The following is a 15201-nucleotide window of genomic DNA, read 5'->3' as shown; positions in this document are numbered from 1 at the left end:
ACCGCCGTTGCCACGCATACGCACTCGGATCATATCGGTGGACATCATGAGTTCGAGCACACGCTGGTTCACGAGTTGGAGGCAGAGAATCTGCGCTCGCCGCGTGAGCCAGGCACCCTTCTCGCGTCGGTATTGGGCGACGAAGCGATTCGCCGGTATCGCGAAGCAGGTTATCCGTTCGACGGCGATCTGATCACGGCCCTTCCCAGCGCAGATTACTCGATGTCCGACTATCGCGTGCGCGCCGCGACGGTCACGGAAATCGTCAAGGAAGGGAACATCGTCGATCTCGGCAACCGGCATTTTGAGGTCCTGCATCTACCCGGCCACTCGCCGGGTAGCATCGGCCTATGGGAAGCGGCATCCGGCACGCTGTTCTCGGGCGATGCGATCTACGATGGCCCGCTGCTGGACGAGATAGGCGGTGCTGATATTCCGACTTATGTGCGCACGATGAAGCGCTTGCGTGAATTGCCCGTGCAAGTCGTCCATGCTGGACACGACGGGAGCTTCGGGCGGGAACGACTGGTCGAGTTGGTCGATGCCTATCTGGCTAAACGCACCTGATCGTTGGCCGGGTCCGCCGTTCGGTGCGTTGCCGGCCGGACTTCGCGCGCAAAGGAAACCGTTGGCGTATGTCGGCCCAGTTTCGGACAATCGACCGCGGCCTATAGATCGTCGACAATTAACGCTCGCGACATAAGGGATACCGAGAAGGCGATTGACTGCTCAGGGTCTTGAGTGTGCCTTCGAATCAGCCGTGACCCTGACATCCTCACCGGCGGCGTCGCGAGCGACAGGTAAGAGGCGTGCAGCGGCCGCATCACGGTTGACTGTCGAACGGCAGGAAAGGCACCCCATCAGGGACATTCGCGGCAATCCATAGCGGACGCTCAAGTGGTCTTGCTGCGAACTTCGTTGGAAAGCGGCGTCGGGACCACCGCGATTCCAAGAATGGCCGCACTTCAATTTCGAAGCTTGCTGACAGGCACTCCTCCCCCTAGGTGCTCTCGCAGAAATTCAATAAAGCGCTGCGTCTTCGCTGGCAACAACCGTGTCTCGGTGATGGCGTACACGGGAATAGGTGGGGCCTGCCATGCTGGCATCACCCGGCGCAAGAGCCCAGTGGCAACATCATCGGCCGCGATTTCTTCCGACAGCACAACGATGCCCAGATCCAGGGTCGCGAGTCGCCGAACCATGCCGACGCTGTTGAGCAAGAACCGACCACCCACTGTGACCTCTGCCGTTTCACTTTCGCTGTGCAGCGTCCATCCGTTGACCTCTGCCGGACTGAGGCGCACGCACTCATGTCGCAAGAGGTCGGCCGGTTCGGCGGGCTCGCCATACTGTTCGATATAACGCGGCGATGCATAGAGATAACGCGGTAGTCGGGCAAGCTGTCGTGCGATCAGATTCGAACTAGGCGGCTCACCCATGCGGATCGCGACATCGAAGGGCTCAGCTACCAGATCGACGCGGCGCGGCGTCAGATCGAATTCGAAGGTGATGCCGGGATAGCGGCGAGCGAATTCCGCGAGCAGCGGCGCGAGGAAGATATCCGCAAAATCCACCGGCAACGACGCATGTAACACGCCAACTGGCTGGGCTAGCATCTCGCCGAGTTGCTCGTGCGCAAGCCGCGCTTCGTCCACGATGCGCCTCGCGCGCTCGAAATAGAGCTGGCCTGCTTCGGTCAGCTCGATCTTGCGGGTCGTGCGATGCAGAAGGCGCAAGCCGATTGCCTTCTCCAGCGCACTGATCCGGCGCGACAGCGTCGAGTTCGGCACTCCGATCGCCTCGGCCGCGCGGCGGAAACTTTTCGCCTTGACCACCTCCACGAACAACGCCATGTCGTTCAGGAACTCCATCCCACTGCTCCATAAATGGCCCAATGACTTCCATTTTGCCATCTTTATCCCGTCAGTGGTTTGCCGGATGATGACTCCATCTGATGAACACATCACCACTGAGGAGCACAACATGAGTCAGCTTTTCACCCCTGTTCGCATTGGCGGCCTGTCCCTTCCGAACCGGATGATCATGGCCCCGATGACCCGTTCGCGCGCCGATGATGCAGGCGTTCCAGACGACGTTGTCATCACGTACTACGCCCAGCGCAGCAGCGCGGGTCTGATCATTACCGAGGGCGTGTTTCCCTCCGCGACCGGTAAGGGCTATGTGCGTACGCCCGGTATCCACAGCGATGCACAGGTGAGCGTATGGAAGCGGGCCACCGAAGCCGTGCATGCCCGCGGCGGACGTATCTTCATGCAACTGATGCACAGCGGGCGTATCTCGCATCCGTCGCTGCAGCCGGATGGCGCGCTGCCGGTGGCACCGTCGGCCATCAAGCCGACGGGCGAGACCTGGACCGACAACGGCATGGAGAAATTCGTGACGCCGAGAGCGCTGCGCCTGGATGAGATCGCCGGTGTGGTTGATGAGTACCGTAGGGCGACGCGTCGCGCTCTGGAAGCCGGCTTCGATGGCGTCGAGTTGCATGCTGCTTCGGGCTATCTGCCTGAACAGTTCCTCTCGTCCGGCAGCAATCAGCGTGAGGATGAATACGGCGGTTCCGTTGCGAACCGTGCCCGTTTCGTTCTCGAAGTGCTGGAGGCGATGGTGGCAGAGGCCGGTGGTGAGCGGGTCGGCATCAAGATCTCGCCGGAGATGAACTTCAACGACATTTTCGACACTGCGCCGCAGGAAACCTACACGTATCTCGTCGACCATCTGCGCGGCACCAATCTCGCGTACCTGCACGTCGCCATGTTCGGTACGAGCGTCGATTACCACGCACTGTTGCGACCGCGTTTCGATGGCGCCTATCTGGTCGGAGGAGGACTCGACCAGGCCGCGGCTGAAAACCTGCTGGCAGAGGGACGCGCTGACGCCACGGTCTTCGGCGGTGCCTTCCTCGCCAACCCGGACCTGCCGGAGCGGTTTCGTGTGGGTGCGCCGCTCAATGCCCCCGACAAGAACACGTTCTACTCGCCCGGCGCACAGGGCTATATCGACTACCCCGTGCTGAGCCCAGCCGGTAACGCCTGAGGACTGCCGTCATGTCGACAGTCACTGCGCGCATGCAGCGCGCCAACCGGGGAAGCCATTTCCGCGCATACAGCCTGCACGGTTCCGATCCCTCGCAACTCGATCCTTTTACGGGCGTCGACCACGCCTGGATGAGCGCGCCAACGTTCCTACCGCATCCGCACGCCGGCTTCTCCGCGGTGACGTACCTGTTCCTCGACTCGGAGACGGGCATTGCCAACCGCGATTCGCAGGGGAACAGCACACTGATCGAGCCGGGCGGCCTGCATTGGACCGCTGGCGGAAGGGGTGTCGTCCATGAAGAGAATCCCGCGGTGCCGGGAAGTACCACCCACCTGCTGCAGATCTTCATCAACCTTCCTCGGGAACGGCAGAACGCGGCGCCGTTCGCGCTCAGCCTGGCCCCGCAGGACGTACCGGTGGTGCAGCGCCCCGGTGTCCGGGTCCGCGTCCCCCTGGGCAGCTTTGACGGCGTGCGCTCCCCGCTGATGCCGCCAACCGAGGTCACTTTGCTGGACATCACGCTGGAGGAAGGCGCTGAACTGCTGCTATCGGTGGCCGCAGGCAAGCGCGCCTTCTTCATGCCGATCTTCGGCAGCGCGGAGCTCGATGGCGAAAGCTTCGGTCTCGACGACCTTCGTGTCCCGATCCTGCCGACCGCGACTGAAGCGGTGATGCACAAGCTCGCTGCCAAAGCTGGCGGCGCCAAGGTCGCCGTGTTCATCGGCGAACCGTTGCGCCAACCCGTGTTTTCAAATGGACCGATGGCTTTTTCGAGCCGGGAGAGCCTGATCGCGGCAACCGCCGCCTACCAACGTGGCGAGATGGGAAGCCTGTAACAGGCCGCCACACACCCCGGGGCATGCGCCCCATCACCACTTAGGAGCTACCTCATGAAGGTTGAACGATTCACTGCCGACAACACCGCCTTGCTGCTGATCGACCATCAGGTCGGCACGATGCAACTGATCAAGAATATCGACCGCGAACTCGCCGCCAAACAGTCGATTGCGCTAGCCAAGATGGCGAAGATCCTCAATCTGCCGGTCGTGATCACGTCCAGTCAGGAAGATCGCGCACAAGGCCCGATTCTTCCGGAAATCGCCGCGATCCTGCCCGAAGCGCACGCGGCACGAATCAAGCGCCCCGGCGTCGTCAACGCGTGGGCCTATCCCGACTTCCGCGATGCGGTGCTTGCCACGGGGCGCAAGAACCTGATCATGGCGGGCGTGACCACCGACGTTTGCCTGATCTTCCCGGCAATCGACGCTGCGCTCGAAGGTTTTGGCGTGCAGGCAGTGATGGATGCTTCAGGATCGCCCAGCGATCTTTCCGAAGAGTTTTCGCGTCAACGGATGCACGATGCGGGCGTGGTGCTCACCGCCACCAACACGCTCATGGCGGAAATCGCGCAGGACTGGTCCACCCCGGCCGGACAACAATTGATCACTTTGCTGTTTACCGACGTGTTTCCGGCACTCGGCGCCGGCATCGCATAAATCCGGAACCACATCCTGTTATCCGGAGTGCATGGCGCTTCGGATAACAGATCAACTCATGTTTGGAGGCCTCGTGACATCCCGTGTCCGAGGACGGCTTTCGCCACGTATTATCTTTAAGTCACGATTGTTCAACGATTCGTGGATTACCCTCGAACGTCTCAAACTGGACCGATAGTCGACGACCAGCCAAATACAGTTCGGCAAACCGGAATTTCGCGCAATACAGATGTTCGCAGTGGGAACCTGACCAAGTCTGATTGGGCGCGACTCTCGCCGCCATGTTGGCTCGAGAGCGCGACGGGATAAGCCCCCCGCGCTTCGTCTCGATGTTTTTGCTATTCAGTGGCGATGGCACCTGCATCCTCGCAGGGGTAGCCCAGTGCTTCAGCGACCTCGGGACAGGTCACTTTGCCGAACGCGACATTCAGGCCGCTACGCAGATGTTCGTCGTCGGTAAGCGCCTTGCGCCAGCCCTGGTCGGCGATTTTCAGGACAAAGGGAAGCGTCGCGTTATTCAACGCATACGTGGACGTGCGCGGCACACCGCCAGGCATGTTTGCGACACAGTAGTGTACGACTTCGCCAACCTTGTACGTGGGGTCCGCGTGAGTCGTAGGCCTCGCGGTTTCGCAACACCCTCCCTGGTCGATCGCGACATCGACGATGACGGAGCCGGGGCTCATCGCATCGACCATCTTGCGCGTGACGAGTTTGGGCGCAGCGGCGCCGGGCACGAGCACGCCGCCGATCACGAGGTCGGCATCGAGCACTTGTCGTTCGATGTTGTCCTGATTCGAATACACGGTGATCACGCGTGCGCCCAGCAGCCGGTCCATGCGTCGCAGCGCGTCGACATTGCGGTCGATTACGACGACCTGCGCACCCGTGCCGACAGCCATCTGCGCGGCATTGGTGCCGACCACGCCGGCGCCGAGGATCACGATCTTCGCGGGGGGCACGCCCGCCACGCCGCCAAGCAGGATGCCCTTGCCACCGTGCGCGCGTTCCAGGCTGAACGCGCCCGCCTGAATCGACATGCGGCCCGCAACCTCGGACATGGGCGCGAGCAGAGGCAGTCCGCCGCCGCGTTGCGTGACGGTCTCATAGGCGATGCAGACCGCGTTGCTTCGGACGAGATCGGCGCACTGCTCGGGGTCCGGCGCGAGGTGCAAATAGGTGAAAAGAATCTGTCCTGGGCGCAGCATCGCACGCTCGGGCGGCTGGGGCTCTTTCACCTTGACGATCATGTCGGCAGCGGCGAACACCGCTTCTGCGCTGGGCGCAACCTGCGCGCCCGCCGCCCGGTACGCGTCGTCCGCTGCGCCGATGCCTGCGCCAGCGCCTGTCTCGACGTCCACGCTGTGTCCATGCGCGACGATCTCGCGCACGGAAGACGGCGTGAGACCGACACGATACTCGTGGTTCTTGATCTCCTTCGGAACGCCTATGTGCATATTGCCTCCTGTATGGGACTGCCAATCAGCCGCGAAATGATCTGATTCCTCAGACGCCCAGCACGAGCGTCGAGCGTTGGCGAGGGAGGCATTGACGACGCTAACGCACGCACGCGGCATCGCAAGAAACGATCGCCACCGTCGACCCGATTTCACCTGTTGGCGACGCCATTGCCGGGCGCCTGGCCAGTAGCAGGGTGTGACGGGTACATCGGAGCGGGATGCATGCGGGAATCGAGCGTGACGTAGGTGCTATATCCGGCTACGAGTAGTGATTTCCACAATACTATCGGCGGTGTGGTAGATGTTGTTAATGTAATTGTCGCGAATTTTGGTTGAAACACCTGAATTAGGCGACATGCGTCCATCATCCTGCATCGTAGGCGCAAGGGTTTATATCTAGACCCGTCTCCTCCATGTCACCTTCGCTGCCATCGATGTGCAAACGACAGGAAGGTGCCCTGAAGCTGCCCGCCATTCCGCAAAGATGCATAGGTCATATGCACCGATGCACATACCCTTCACAACGCAATTTCTGTGACGTCTGTCATGTTTGCTTCTAATATGCTTGTCCAGTTATCCCAACCTGGGGATTTGCAACGATCAAAGCGACAGGAGAAAACTCATGTTCGACTGGGAGGATTTACGCCACTTCGTCGCGTTCAGTCAGGAACAATCGCTCGCGAAAGCAGCTCGGCATTTGAAGGTCGATCATGCGACCGTCGCGCGCAGAATCGCCTCGCTCGAACAGTCCCTCGAACTGAAGCTGGTTGATCGCCGCCCACGCGCCTATGTGCTGACGGCAGACGGCGAACGCATCGCCGAACGGGGCAAGCGCATGCAGGAAGAGTCGTTTGCCGTGGAGCGGATGTCGGTCGGCGGACAGGAAGTCGTTAGCGGCGAAGTGGTGATCAGCGCGCCGCCGTCGATGTCCAGCAGTGTCATTGCCCCTCACTTAGGCAGGCTGCGCGTGCAGCACCCCGCGCTTCACGTCCGCTTGATCGCCGACACGCGCAATGTGTCGCTGATACGAAGGGAAGCGGATATTGCCGTTCGTCTGAGCAGGCCGACCGAGTCCGATCTCGTCGCGCGCAAGATCGGCGTGGTTGCGTTCGCGTTTTATGCGTCGCCGGAATATCTGGCGTCGCATGCGCCCGAAGACTACGAATTCATCGGATATGACGACAGTCTCGACGGATCCGCTCAACACATCTGGCTGGCCACGCAGGCGAAGTCACGTCCTGTGATTCTGCGCAGCAATAGCCTGGATGTCCAGGCAGCGGCCGCGCGGGCAGGTGTCGGCGTGGCCATCTTGCCCTACTTCCTCGGGGACTGGGACGAGAGTCTCAGCATCGTCGAGGGGCCGGGCCAGCCGTTGCAGCGCGAGATATGGCTCTCCATTCACAACGATCTGCGGCACGCTCCTGCGATCCGCAGCGTCATGCAGTTCATTGCAAGCTGCTTTCCTGGTAACGGCTGACGCGGGCAGCGCGCAGCAACAGCTTGTGCATTTTCTCCTGGACGGTACGCACATTTCGGGAATTGGCGGATAGAAGGCCGGTGGCAATAATGCATTCACCGATCGACGAACAAGCAAACGGCAGATCGCAGATTAGCCGCTTGATCGCCGAACAGCTTCTCATCTATCCGCCAAGGAGCACGAAATGAAACGCTTTCTGATCCCCGTCGTCATTGCCGGCGCCATCGTATCGTCGTCTGTGTTCGCCGAACCTGCCGCCCATGGCAAGACGCGCGAAGAAGTTCGGGCCGAGCTCGTTCAGGCCCGCGAAGCTGGCGTGTTCGACGCGCCCGATGCCACCTACCCCTCCGCTCAACTGCGCGCAGCCGCCGCGCTCCAGAACGCCAACACGAACGCCGGGAGCGCCCGCACCTCTTCCTTCGGCGGCGCCGTGACGGGCCGCTCGCAAAGCGGGCGCCGTACCGTGACCGAGCCGGAAGCACGGGACAGCATCTATTTCGGTCAATGACCGTGGCAAAGCCGTAGCATCGACGCGCTCCTACGGATCGCTTTGCCCGCGGCATCCGCACAGCAAGTGGATGAATGCATGTCGTGGATCGAGATAGGAGCGGAACTGCTCGAACTACAAAATGCTTCGCGCACCTCATGGATTTCGAGCCTCATGCATGACACGCGCGGCTCATTGCGGCAGATGCTGAACCTCACCGCACGCAGCGCGCGGATTGCTGAGATCGCCTCGTTGTTGAAGCACGTTGTCGTGGCGGGAACCATGCCCGCTCATTGAAGCATTCCGAAGGCCGGACAGGGTCAACCAGAAGCGATTTTTTTGTTGTCAATGAACAGGAGATTTGAAATGGCACGGCAGAATTCAATCCAGATCGTCGAGACGTTTTGGCGTGAGGTTTGGCAATTACGCAATCCACACGCAGCGGACCATCTGGTCTCTGACGATTTCACGGTAACCTCGGGCGGAGTGGAGATCAAATCGCGCGAAGCGTTCAAGAAGTGGGTCGCTGCATTTCTCGCCAGCATCGATGAGTTCGAGTTCGATGTGATCGAGACGTTTCAGAACGAAATAGGCGACCGGGTCGTCAGTCGATGGCGGGTTACGGGAAAGAACAACGGCTTTATGGGTTCGGAACCATCGGGCTTACCGATCGATATGACGGGAACTGCTGTCCTGCACGTCGGCGAGGACGGGCTGCTGCGGCATAACTGGGTAGAGCGAAGTGCGCTGGAGGTTCTGCGCAGTTCGGGTGGGCAAAATGGCATCGCCGGACATTTCAAGCCTGCATCAAGCGAGTCTGGCCGATAAGCTTCCGAGCGTTGTGATCATGGGGCGCGTCATTAAGGCCGATAGCGGCAAGGGCATTATCTTATGGCTGCCGTCAGGGCTATCGACAACTAGCCCTTCCTCGACGCGCCTCGTTTCAAAGCGGGTGCCGACCGGTCAGCGCTATGCAGCAGTGGTCGACACGGCCTTGGTCACCAGATAAGCGTCCATGGCTTCCGGGCCACCTTCCGAACCGTAGCCCGAATCCTTCACGCCGCCGAACGGCATTTCCGGCGACGGCGTGGCCGGCTGGTTGATCCACAGCATGCCGACTTCCAGCTGCTGCGACAGCAGATGCACGTTGGTGAACGACTTCGTGAACGCATAACCCGCCAGACCATACGGCAGACGGTTGGCTTCGGCGATCGCTTCCTCGAGCTTGTCGAAGCCGCGAATCGCGGCGATCGGGCCGAACGGCTCGTTGTTGAACACGTCCGATTCGAGCGACACGTTGGTCAGCACGGTCGGCGCAAAGAAGTTGCCTTCCGAGCCCACGCGCTCGCCGCCGGTTTCGACCTTGGCGCCGGTCTTGCGCGCGTCGTCGAGCACCTTGCTCATCGCCGTGAGACGGCGTGCGTTGGCGAGCGGGCCGAGCGTGGTGCCTTCGGCGAGGCCGTCGCCGAGCTTGAGGCCTTCAGCGTGCTTGACCAGCGCCGCGGCAAATTCTTCGCGGATGCTGTTGTGCACGAGAAAGCGCGTCGGCGAGATGCAGACCTGACCGGCATTGCGGAACTTCGCGCCGCCCGCGGCTTTCACGGCGAGCGCCACGTCGGCGTCTTCGGCCACGATGACCGGCGCATGACCGCCCAGTTCCATCGTCGCGCGCTTCATGTGCGCGCCGGCCAGTGCCGCCAGTTGCTTGCCGACCGGCGTCGAGCCGGTGAACGTGACCTTGCGGATCACGGGATGCGGAATCAGGTAGCTCGAAATCTCAGCCGGATCCCCGAACACGAGGCCGACCGTGCCCGCCGGCACGCCGGCTTCGACGAAAGCCTGCAGCAGCGCGGCCGGCGATGCCGGGGTTTCTTCCGGCGCCTTGACGAGGAACGAGCAGCCGCACGCGAGCGCGGCGCTCAGCTTGCGCACCACCTGGTTGACCGGGAAGTTCCACGGCGTGAAGGCGGCCACCGGGCCGATCGGTTCCTTGAGCACCAGTTGCTGCGCCGCGAGGTTGCGCGACGGCACGATCCGGCCATAGACACGGCGGCCTTCGTCGGCGAACCATTCGATGATGTCCGCCGCCGCCAGCACTTCGACGCGTGCTTCGGCAAACGGCTTGCCCTGTTCCAGCGTCATCAGGCGGCCGATGTCCGAGGCGCGCTCGCGCACCAGCGCGGCGGCCTTGCGCATGGTGGTGGCACGCTCGTTGGCCGGCACTTTGCGCCAGGCTTCGAAGCCGCGCTGCGCGGCGGCCAGTGCCCGGTCCAGATCGGCGATGCCGGCGTGCGCCACTGTGCCGATGGCCTTGCCGGTGGCAGGGTTGATGACGTCGAGAGTCTTGCCGCTGGCGGCGTCGCACCACTCGCCGTTGATCAGAAGTCGGGTATCCGTATAGCCTGATGTGACCATGTTGTGTTCCTGATAGTTGGGGGACCATCTACCGCTATCAGGATGATGGCGGGCGGTCGTGAATGAAGGGCCAAAATGCAGCCCGTCACTTAAGATGACTAATTACATGCACGCGAAGGCGCGCGATCACTACCGAACGCGGCGTCGCCCTGCCCACGGCAAAGCGCGATCAGCGACAACGCGGAGATCAGGCGTCGCGCAGCGACAAGTCGACGTGCTTCAGGCGTCGCACGATACGTTCAACGAACTCCAACGTTACGTGAGGCAGCGCGCGCTGGTTCGGTGTGATGACGCCGACGGTGAGCGCGTTGACGTTCACGTCGTCGAGCGGTCTCCATACCACGTCACCGCGCGCCAGTTCGTCGAGAAAAGCCAGCTTGGAGAAAAACGAAATACCTCGACCGGACGCAATGAGCCGCTTGAGCAGCGTCGTCGAGTTACACGTGACGCTCGGCTGTAGCGACTCCCAGTACTCGGGAAAGTCGGTGGTGACGACGCCCTGGATCGGCGATCGTCCTTCGAGCCGCAGAAACGCATGATTGCGGCATTCGTCGAAGCTGATGCGCTCCGTCTTCGCTAGCGGATGCGACGATGCCATGACCACGCCCGGCGGCAACGATACTTCGGTCACGACATCGAGCCCGGCGGGCAGCTTCGTGATATACGAAATGCCGACGTCATATTCGCCACTGACCAGCCGCGTCGGTACGTCATGGGGCGGCACGGCGGCGATCGAATAAGTCACAGCCGGATAGGCGTCCGAAAACTCCTCGACGGTCGCCGGTAGAAAGTCGACGAAAAGCGAATCCATTGCCACCACTGACACGTGCCCCTTGCGCTCGCCTTTCAGGTCGTCAAGTTCGCTGCGCATCAAATGGAAGTCGTTCAGCGTCGCGCGAATGTGTTGCAGCATGCGCTCGCCGGCCGCGTTCAACCGGATACCGTTCGGCAGCCGGTCGAACAGTTCGGTCCCCATCTCGGCTTCGAGCTTCAGGATCTGCCGGTTGACCGCGCTCGACGCGACATAGAGATTCTGCGCGGCCTTGCGGATCGAACTGCACCGAGCCACTTCGACAAAATATTTCAGGACATTCGCATGCATCGTGTTTTCTCAGTTCATCGGCCGCACCGTCCATGCCGCGACCACGGGATGATCGCAGGCTACCTTGCCTACGTCGCACGCGCCACCCGGGGAACCGAGCGCACTGGCGTCCGGCCCGAAGAAATCCCGGTTCACAGCGGCGAACATGGCCTCCGATTGCGGGAGTTCTTCATCGTGAAAGATCGCCTCGGTCGGACACACTGAGACACACACCCCGCAGTTGATGCATTCCTCAGGGTGGATGTAGAGCGTGCGCCCGCCCTCGTAGATACAGTCAACCGGACAACATTGCACACACGCACCGTCTTTGACGTCGATGCAGGGCGAAGTGATGACATAGGCCATCAGCGTGCGCTCCAAACCGGTTTGCGCTTCTCCTGGAACGCGCGCACGCCTTCGTTCGCGTCTTCGGATTGAAGTGCGGCCACCAGGGCGGGCAGTCGCAACGCCTGAGCGTCCGCCGGCGAGAGTGTGGCCGTGCGCTTGACCACCTGCTTGATCGCCTGCAGCGACAGCGGAGCGCACGCGAGCAGCGCCTGAACCCAGCGCTCGACGGCGGCATCCAGTTCGGCACGCGGCACGACTTCATTGACGAGGCCCATGTCGAGCCCCTCGCGTGCCGAAATCCGGCGACCGGTCATCAGCATCGCCATTGCCTGGCGGTACGGAATCTGGCGTTGCAGCAGGGTCATGCCGCCGTCGAGCGGCATGCGCCCGACGAGCGCCTCGGGCAGCCCGAAGCTCGCCTCGTCACAGGCGACCACCAGATCGCACCCCAGCACCATTTCGAAGCCACCGCCCAAAGCATAACCGTTGACCCGCGCAATCACCGGCACGTTCAGCGTCTCGCGCAGCGCAATGCCGCCGAAGCCGCCCGGGCGCGGCGCCGCCCAATATTCAACACCGCTCACCGACGGGTTCTTCAGGTCCGCGCCGACGCAGAACGCGCGCTCGCCCTCGCCGGTTAGGACCACGACCCGCACGTCGCGGTTATGCTCGAGCTCGGTCCACACGCGTTGCAGTTCTGCTTCAGTGGCAAGGTCCACGGCGTTGAGCGCTTCCGGCCGCGCCAGCGTCACCGTGGCAACGTGCCGGTCGATGACAAGACGTACGCTCATACAGCCTCCGTGGCGACCTTGCCGCGTAATTGTTGCAGGACCTCTTCGGTATGCTGGCCGAGGCGCGGCGGCCCGCGCCGCAGGGCAACCGGCGCGCGCGAAAGCTCGATCGGGCTGCCGATGAAGCGCACCGGCTGGCCTTCGCCCTCGCCTTCCAGAATCAGCTGGTTATGCAGCGTCTGAGGATCGACCAGCGCTTCACGCAGATCACGCACCGGCGCACACAACAGGTCCTGCTCTTCGAGCCGGGCGAGCCAGAAGTCGCGCGTGTTGCTCGCAAAGCGCTCGCGGAAGATCCGCTGCAATTCGGTCTTGTGAACGAACTGCTGGTTGAGATTGCAGAAGCGCGCGTCGAGCGACAGGTCTTCGATCTGCAGTGCGGCGCAGATGTCGCGCAGCGGATTCGGCTTGAACGCACCAACGAGTACCAGCGCACCGTCCTGGGTATCGAAGACACCCGAAAGCGGCATGGCGGCCCAGTTCACTTCCGAGTCGGCCATCATGATCATGGCGGCTTCCTGCATCTGCATCGCGAGCATCGAGTTGTACAGCGACACGTTGACCTTTTGCCCTTCCCCCGTGCGCTCACGATGCAGGAGCGCGAGCAGGATGCCCTGCACCATGTGCATGCCCGCCGAATAGTCGGCGAGCGCTGTCGGGTACACGGAAATCGGCAGCGACTCATCGGCGCGGCGCGCCATCACACCGCTCATCGCCTGGGCAAGTACGTCCTGGCCACCCTTGTGCGCATAGGGTCCGGTTTCGCCGAAGCCCGTGCCCACCGCGTAGATGATCCTCGGGTTCAACCGGCGGCAGTCTTCGTAGCCGACACCCATACGGTCCATCACGCCCGCGCGGAAATTGCTGACGACCACATCCGCGTCCGCGATCAGTGCCTTCAAATCGGCCAGTTGCTGCGCGTCGCGCAGGTCGAGCGCCACGCTGCGCTTGTTGCGATTCAGACTGCAGAAGATCGGATTGTCCGCGCCGGCTACCGGCTCGAACGTCGAGCGGCTCAAATCGCCCGCGCCTTTTCTCTCGACCTTGATCACGTCGGCGCCGTAATCGGCGAGCATCTGCGTGCAGACCGGGCCCATCATGACCTGTGTGAGATCGACGACACGCACGCCGGCAAGCGGCAGGTCAGGTGTCTTGGCAATGTTGTCTGCGACGCTCATGCGGCCTCCCGCTTATTGATGTGCACGGCAAGCGGCGGCACGTCGGCATTACGGCCGGTCTGGTCGCCCGGGTCCGCGCCTTGCGCACGCAAGGTTTTCTGCAGCGCGTGCACATCGACGTCGCGCACCCGCACCCCCGCATCGAGCGCGAGTGCGGCAGCCACACCAGCGGCTTCGCCCATCGCCATGCAAGGCGGGATTTCACGCGACATCTTCTGCGCCTGCGAGGTCGCCGAATAGTGCCGGCCGGCGACCAGCAGGTTGTCGATCTGCTTCGGCAGGAGCACGCGATACGGCATGTAGTAGTCACGGCCACGCGCGATGCTGTCGTCGAAGCGGGTACGCTGCGCGAGGTCATCCTTCGTCATCACGTACTCGCCTTCGAGCAGGCGCGTCTGGCGCACGCCCGTTTGCGGCGCGACATCGATCACGTAACACTGCTCAAAACCAGGGAGCTTGCCGCGCACGAAATCGACCACCGCGTGAATGTGCTGGCGGCCCTGCACTTCCGCGCGTGTCAAGTCCTCAGGCTTGAGGCCATCGAGACCCGCCATATGCGGGCAGTTGCACCAGACCACGCCGGGCAGCGGTGTCTTCAACCACCAGTAGCCCCACGAACCACCCAGAATGCGCTTGATCTGGCGATCCAGCGCCGCAAACGCCTCAGGCTCTTCGGCTTCGAAACGCTCGGCCGCCTCCGTATCGACGCCGCCGAGTCGAAATACGGTCGTTGTGATATAGGTGCCGCCAACATGCGGCACACCCGCCGACGCCGCGACATCCAGGTCTCCCGTCGCATCGATCACCACGTCGGCGAGGATCGCTTCACGGCCGCTCTTTGTCTCGCAGATCACGCCCTTCACCTGACCGTCCTCGACCAGCGTGCGCGAGAACCATGAATGCAGACGCAACTTGATACCGAGCGATTCCACCATCTCCAGCGCGACGCGCTTCATCGCATCCGGATCGAACGCCGCGGCGAAACATACCGGGTGAGGTGTCTTCTGGCTGTGAAAGTCGAAGGTTCCCCAGCGCCCCCACTTGCGATACGCAGCCGGATCCTCGCCCCATTCGTCCGAGCGCGGGAACATCGCCAGCTTGCGCGCCGCCATTCTTTCGATGAAGGTCATGCAGACGCCACGCACCGAAATTTCCTGCAGGTGGTTGTCCCACATGTCGTCGAGTACCAGCACCATGCCGCCGGATGCAAGGCCGCCCAGGTGGTTGTAACGCTCCAGCAGAATCACCTCGGCACCGTTGCGCGCCGCCCCGATCGCTGCCGACAGGCCCGCGGGGCCGCCGCCCACCACCACGACGTTTGCCTTGGCCGCCACGCGCACATCGCGCGCGCTTTCCTGAATCCAATCGCTGATCATGTTCATTTTTCGCCTCTGAGAATTCGGGTGTTTCG

General features: G+C 62.2%; 16 protein-coding genes. 8 read left to right on the top strand and 8 right to left on the bottom strand.

The genetic code is table 11. The features are described from left to right. On the top strand, window positions 1–567 hold a 567-nt coding region (locus P0D73_RS32030; RefSeq protein WP_408434491.1), incomplete at its 5' end, for an MBL fold metallo-hydrolase. A gap of 398 nt (window positions 568–965) precedes the next feature. Here P0D73_RS32030 and P0D73_RS32025 read toward each other — a convergent pair. Next, window positions 966–1871: a LysR family transcriptional regulator gene (locus P0D73_RS32025; RefSeq protein ID WP_408434488.1), complete on the bottom strand. Its 906-nt coding sequence runs from the start codon at window positions 1869–1871 to the stop codon at window positions 966–968. A 112-nt stretch (window positions 1872–1983) separates the two neighbouring features. On the opposite strand from P0D73_RS32025, the gene P0D73_RS32020 reads away from it, so the two are divergent. The 3 genes from P0D73_RS32020 to P0D73_RS32010 are packed head-to-tail and all read left to right on the top strand — an operon-like array spanning window position 1984 to window position 4553. After that, window positions 1984–3054, top strand: coding sequence for an alkene reductase (locus tag P0D73_RS32020; RefSeq protein WP_408315677.1), 1071 nt, complete (start codon window positions 1984–1986; stop codon window positions 3052–3054). An 11-nt stretch (window positions 3055–3065) separates the two neighbouring features. Further along, on the top strand, window positions 3066–3893 hold the full coding sequence (locus P0D73_RS32015; protein ID WP_408434485.1) for a pirin family protein: 828 nt from the start codon (window positions 3066–3068) through the stop codon (window positions 3891–3893). Window positions 3894–3947: 54 nt separating this feature from the next. Then, a complete protein-coding gene (locus P0D73_RS32010; protein ID WP_211701399.1) occupies window positions 3948–4553 on the top strand; it encodes an isochorismatase family protein in 606 nt (201 codons plus the stop codon). A gap of 338 nt (window positions 4554–4891) precedes the next feature. Here P0D73_RS32010 and ald read toward each other — a convergent pair whose 3' ends face one another. Next, complete coding sequence (gene ald, locus P0D73_RS32005; RefSeq protein ID WP_408294429.1) at window positions 4892–6010, bottom strand: alanine dehydrogenase; 1119 nt, start codon at window positions 6008–6010, stop codon at window positions 4892–4894. Window positions 6011–6635: 625 nt separating this feature from the next. Between ald and P0D73_RS32000 the strand changes: the two genes are divergently transcribed. The 4 genes from P0D73_RS32000 to P0D73_RS31985 all read left to right on the top strand — a co-directional run bounded on the left by P0D73_RS32000 (window position 6636) and on the right by P0D73_RS31985 (window position 8805). After that, window positions 6636–7490 (top strand): LysR family transcriptional regulator, encoded by an 855-nt coding sequence (locus tag P0D73_RS32000; RefSeq protein ID WP_132381075.1) that lies wholly within the window; start codon window positions 6636–6638, stop codon window positions 7488–7490. Window positions 7491–7674: 184 nt separating this feature from the next. Further along, window positions 7675–7998, top strand: coding sequence for a DUF4148 domain-containing protein (locus P0D73_RS31995; protein ID WP_408294433.1), 324 nt, complete (start codon window positions 7675–7677; stop codon window positions 7996–7998). Window positions 7999–8076: 78 nt separating this feature from the next. After that, window positions 8077–8274 carry a hypothetical protein gene (locus P0D73_RS31990; RefSeq protein ID WP_408294436.1) on the top strand — a complete coding sequence of 66 codons (198 nt, stop codon included), beginning with the start codon at window positions 8077–8079 and terminating at the stop codon, window positions 8272–8274. A gap of 69 nt (window positions 8275–8343) precedes the next feature. After that, a complete protein-coding gene (locus tag P0D73_RS31985; protein WP_408294438.1) occupies window positions 8344–8805 on the top strand; it encodes an ester cyclase in 462 nt (153 codons plus the stop codon). Window positions 8806–8946: 141 nt separating this feature from the next. Here P0D73_RS31985 and P0D73_RS31980 read toward each other — a convergent pair whose 3' ends face one another. From P0D73_RS31980 to P0D73_RS31955, 6 genes are all read right to left on the bottom strand, one after another. After that, window positions 8947–10392 carry an NAD-dependent succinate-semialdehyde dehydrogenase gene (locus P0D73_RS31980; protein ID WP_408315574.1) on the bottom strand — a complete coding sequence of 482 codons (1446 nt, stop codon included), beginning with the start codon at window positions 10390–10392 and terminating at the stop codon, window positions 8947–8949. Window positions 10393–10579: 187 nt separating this feature from the next. Further along, window positions 10580–11494, bottom strand: a complete 915-nt coding sequence (locus P0D73_RS31975; RefSeq protein WP_408178227.1) for a LysR family transcriptional regulator — start codon at window positions 11492–11494, stop codon at window positions 10580–10582. 9 nt (window positions 11495–11503) lie between these two features. After that, window positions 11504–11839: a ferredoxin gene (gene fdxA, locus P0D73_RS31970; protein WP_132381083.1), complete on the bottom strand. Its 336-nt coding sequence runs from the start codon at window positions 11837–11839 to the stop codon at window positions 11504–11506. Further along, window positions 11839–12612 carry an enoyl-CoA hydratase-related protein gene (locus tag P0D73_RS31965; RefSeq protein ID WP_408315576.1) on the bottom strand — a complete coding sequence of 258 codons (774 nt, stop codon included), beginning with the start codon at window positions 12610–12612 and terminating at the stop codon, window positions 11839–11841. The genes fdxA and P0D73_RS31965 overlap by 1 nt, the downstream gene beginning before the upstream one ends. Continuing rightward, entirely contained in the window at window positions 12609–13790 is a 1182-nt protein-coding gene (locus P0D73_RS31960; protein WP_408293528.1) for a CaiB/BaiF CoA transferase family protein, read from the bottom strand. The genes P0D73_RS31965 and P0D73_RS31960 overlap by 4 nt, the downstream gene beginning before the upstream one ends. After that, window positions 13787–15172: an FAD-dependent oxidoreductase gene (locus P0D73_RS31955; protein ID WP_408293525.1), complete on the bottom strand. Its 1386-nt coding sequence runs from the start codon at window positions 15170–15172 to the stop codon at window positions 13787–13789. Before P0D73_RS31955 ends, P0D73_RS31960 begins: the two co-directional genes overlap by 4 nt. Window positions 15173–15201: the final 29 nt, after the last annotated feature.

Origin of the sequence: Paraburkholderia sp. RL18-101-BIB-B (assembly GCF_046026985.1) — a bacterium.
Taxonomy (GTDB): Bacteria; Pseudomonadota; Gammaproteobacteria; order Burkholderiales; family Burkholderiaceae; genus Paraburkholderia.
Note: the sequence above shows the minus strand (reverse complement) of the source record. Positions and strands in the feature narration are given on the sequence as shown.

What these genes read in the sequence shown, in the direction of transcription:
- P0D73_RS32025 (WP_408434488.1), bottom strand. Translation starts at nt 1,871, where the DNA reads ATGGAGTTCCTGAACGACATGGCGTTGTTCGTGGAGGTGGTCAAGGCG.
- P0D73_RS32020 (WP_408315677.1), top strand. Translation starts at nt 1,984, where the DNA reads ATGAGTCAGCTTTTCACCCCTGTTCGCATTGGCGGCCTGTCCCTTCCG.
- P0D73_RS32015 (WP_408434485.1), top strand. Translation starts at nt 3,066, where the DNA reads ATGTCGACAGTCACTGCGCGCATGCAGCGCGCCAACCGGGGAAGCCAT.
- P0D73_RS32010 (WP_211701399.1), top strand. Translation starts at nt 3,948, where the DNA reads ATGAAGGTTGAACGATTCACTGCCGACAACACCGCCTTGCTGCTGATC.
- ald (WP_408294429.1), bottom strand. Translation starts at nt 6,010, where the DNA reads ATGCACATAGGCGTTCCGAAGGAGATCAAGAACCACGAGTATCGTGTC.
- P0D73_RS32000 (WP_132381075.1), top strand. Translation starts at nt 6,636, where the DNA reads ATGTTCGACTGGGAGGATTTACGCCACTTCGTCGCGTTCAGTCAGGAA.
- P0D73_RS31995 (WP_408294433.1), top strand. Translation starts at nt 7,675, where the DNA reads ATGAAACGCTTTCTGATCCCCGTCGTCATTGCCGGCGCCATCGTATCG.
- P0D73_RS31990 (WP_408294436.1), top strand. Translation starts at nt 8,077, where the DNA reads ATGTCGTGGATCGAGATAGGAGCGGAACTGCTCGAACTACAAAATGCT.
- P0D73_RS31985 (WP_408294438.1), top strand. Translation starts at nt 8,344, where the DNA reads ATGGCACGGCAGAATTCAATCCAGATCGTCGAGACGTTTTGGCGTGAG.
- P0D73_RS31980 (WP_408315574.1), bottom strand. Translation starts at nt 10,392, where the DNA reads ATGGTCACATCAGGCTATACGGATACCCGACTTCTGATCAACGGCGAG.
- P0D73_RS31975 (WP_408178227.1), bottom strand. Translation starts at nt 11,494, where the DNA reads ATGCATGCGAATGTCCTGAAATATTTTGTCGAAGTGGCTCGGTGCAGT.
- fdxA (WP_132381083.1), bottom strand. Translation starts at nt 11,839, where the DNA reads ATGGCCTATGTCATCACTTCGCCCTGCATCGACGTCAAAGACGGTGCG.
- P0D73_RS31965 (WP_408315576.1), bottom strand. Translation starts at nt 12,612, where the DNA reads ATGAGCGTACGTCTTGTCATCGACCGGCACGTTGCCACGGTGACGCTG.
- P0D73_RS31960 (WP_408293528.1), bottom strand. Translation starts at nt 13,790, where the DNA reads ATGAGCGTCGCAGACAACATTGCCAAGACACCTGACCTGCCGCTTGCC.
- P0D73_RS31955 (WP_408293525.1), bottom strand. Translation starts at nt 15,172, where the DNA reads ATGAACATGATCAGCGATTGGATTCAGGAAAGCGCGCGCGATGTGCGC.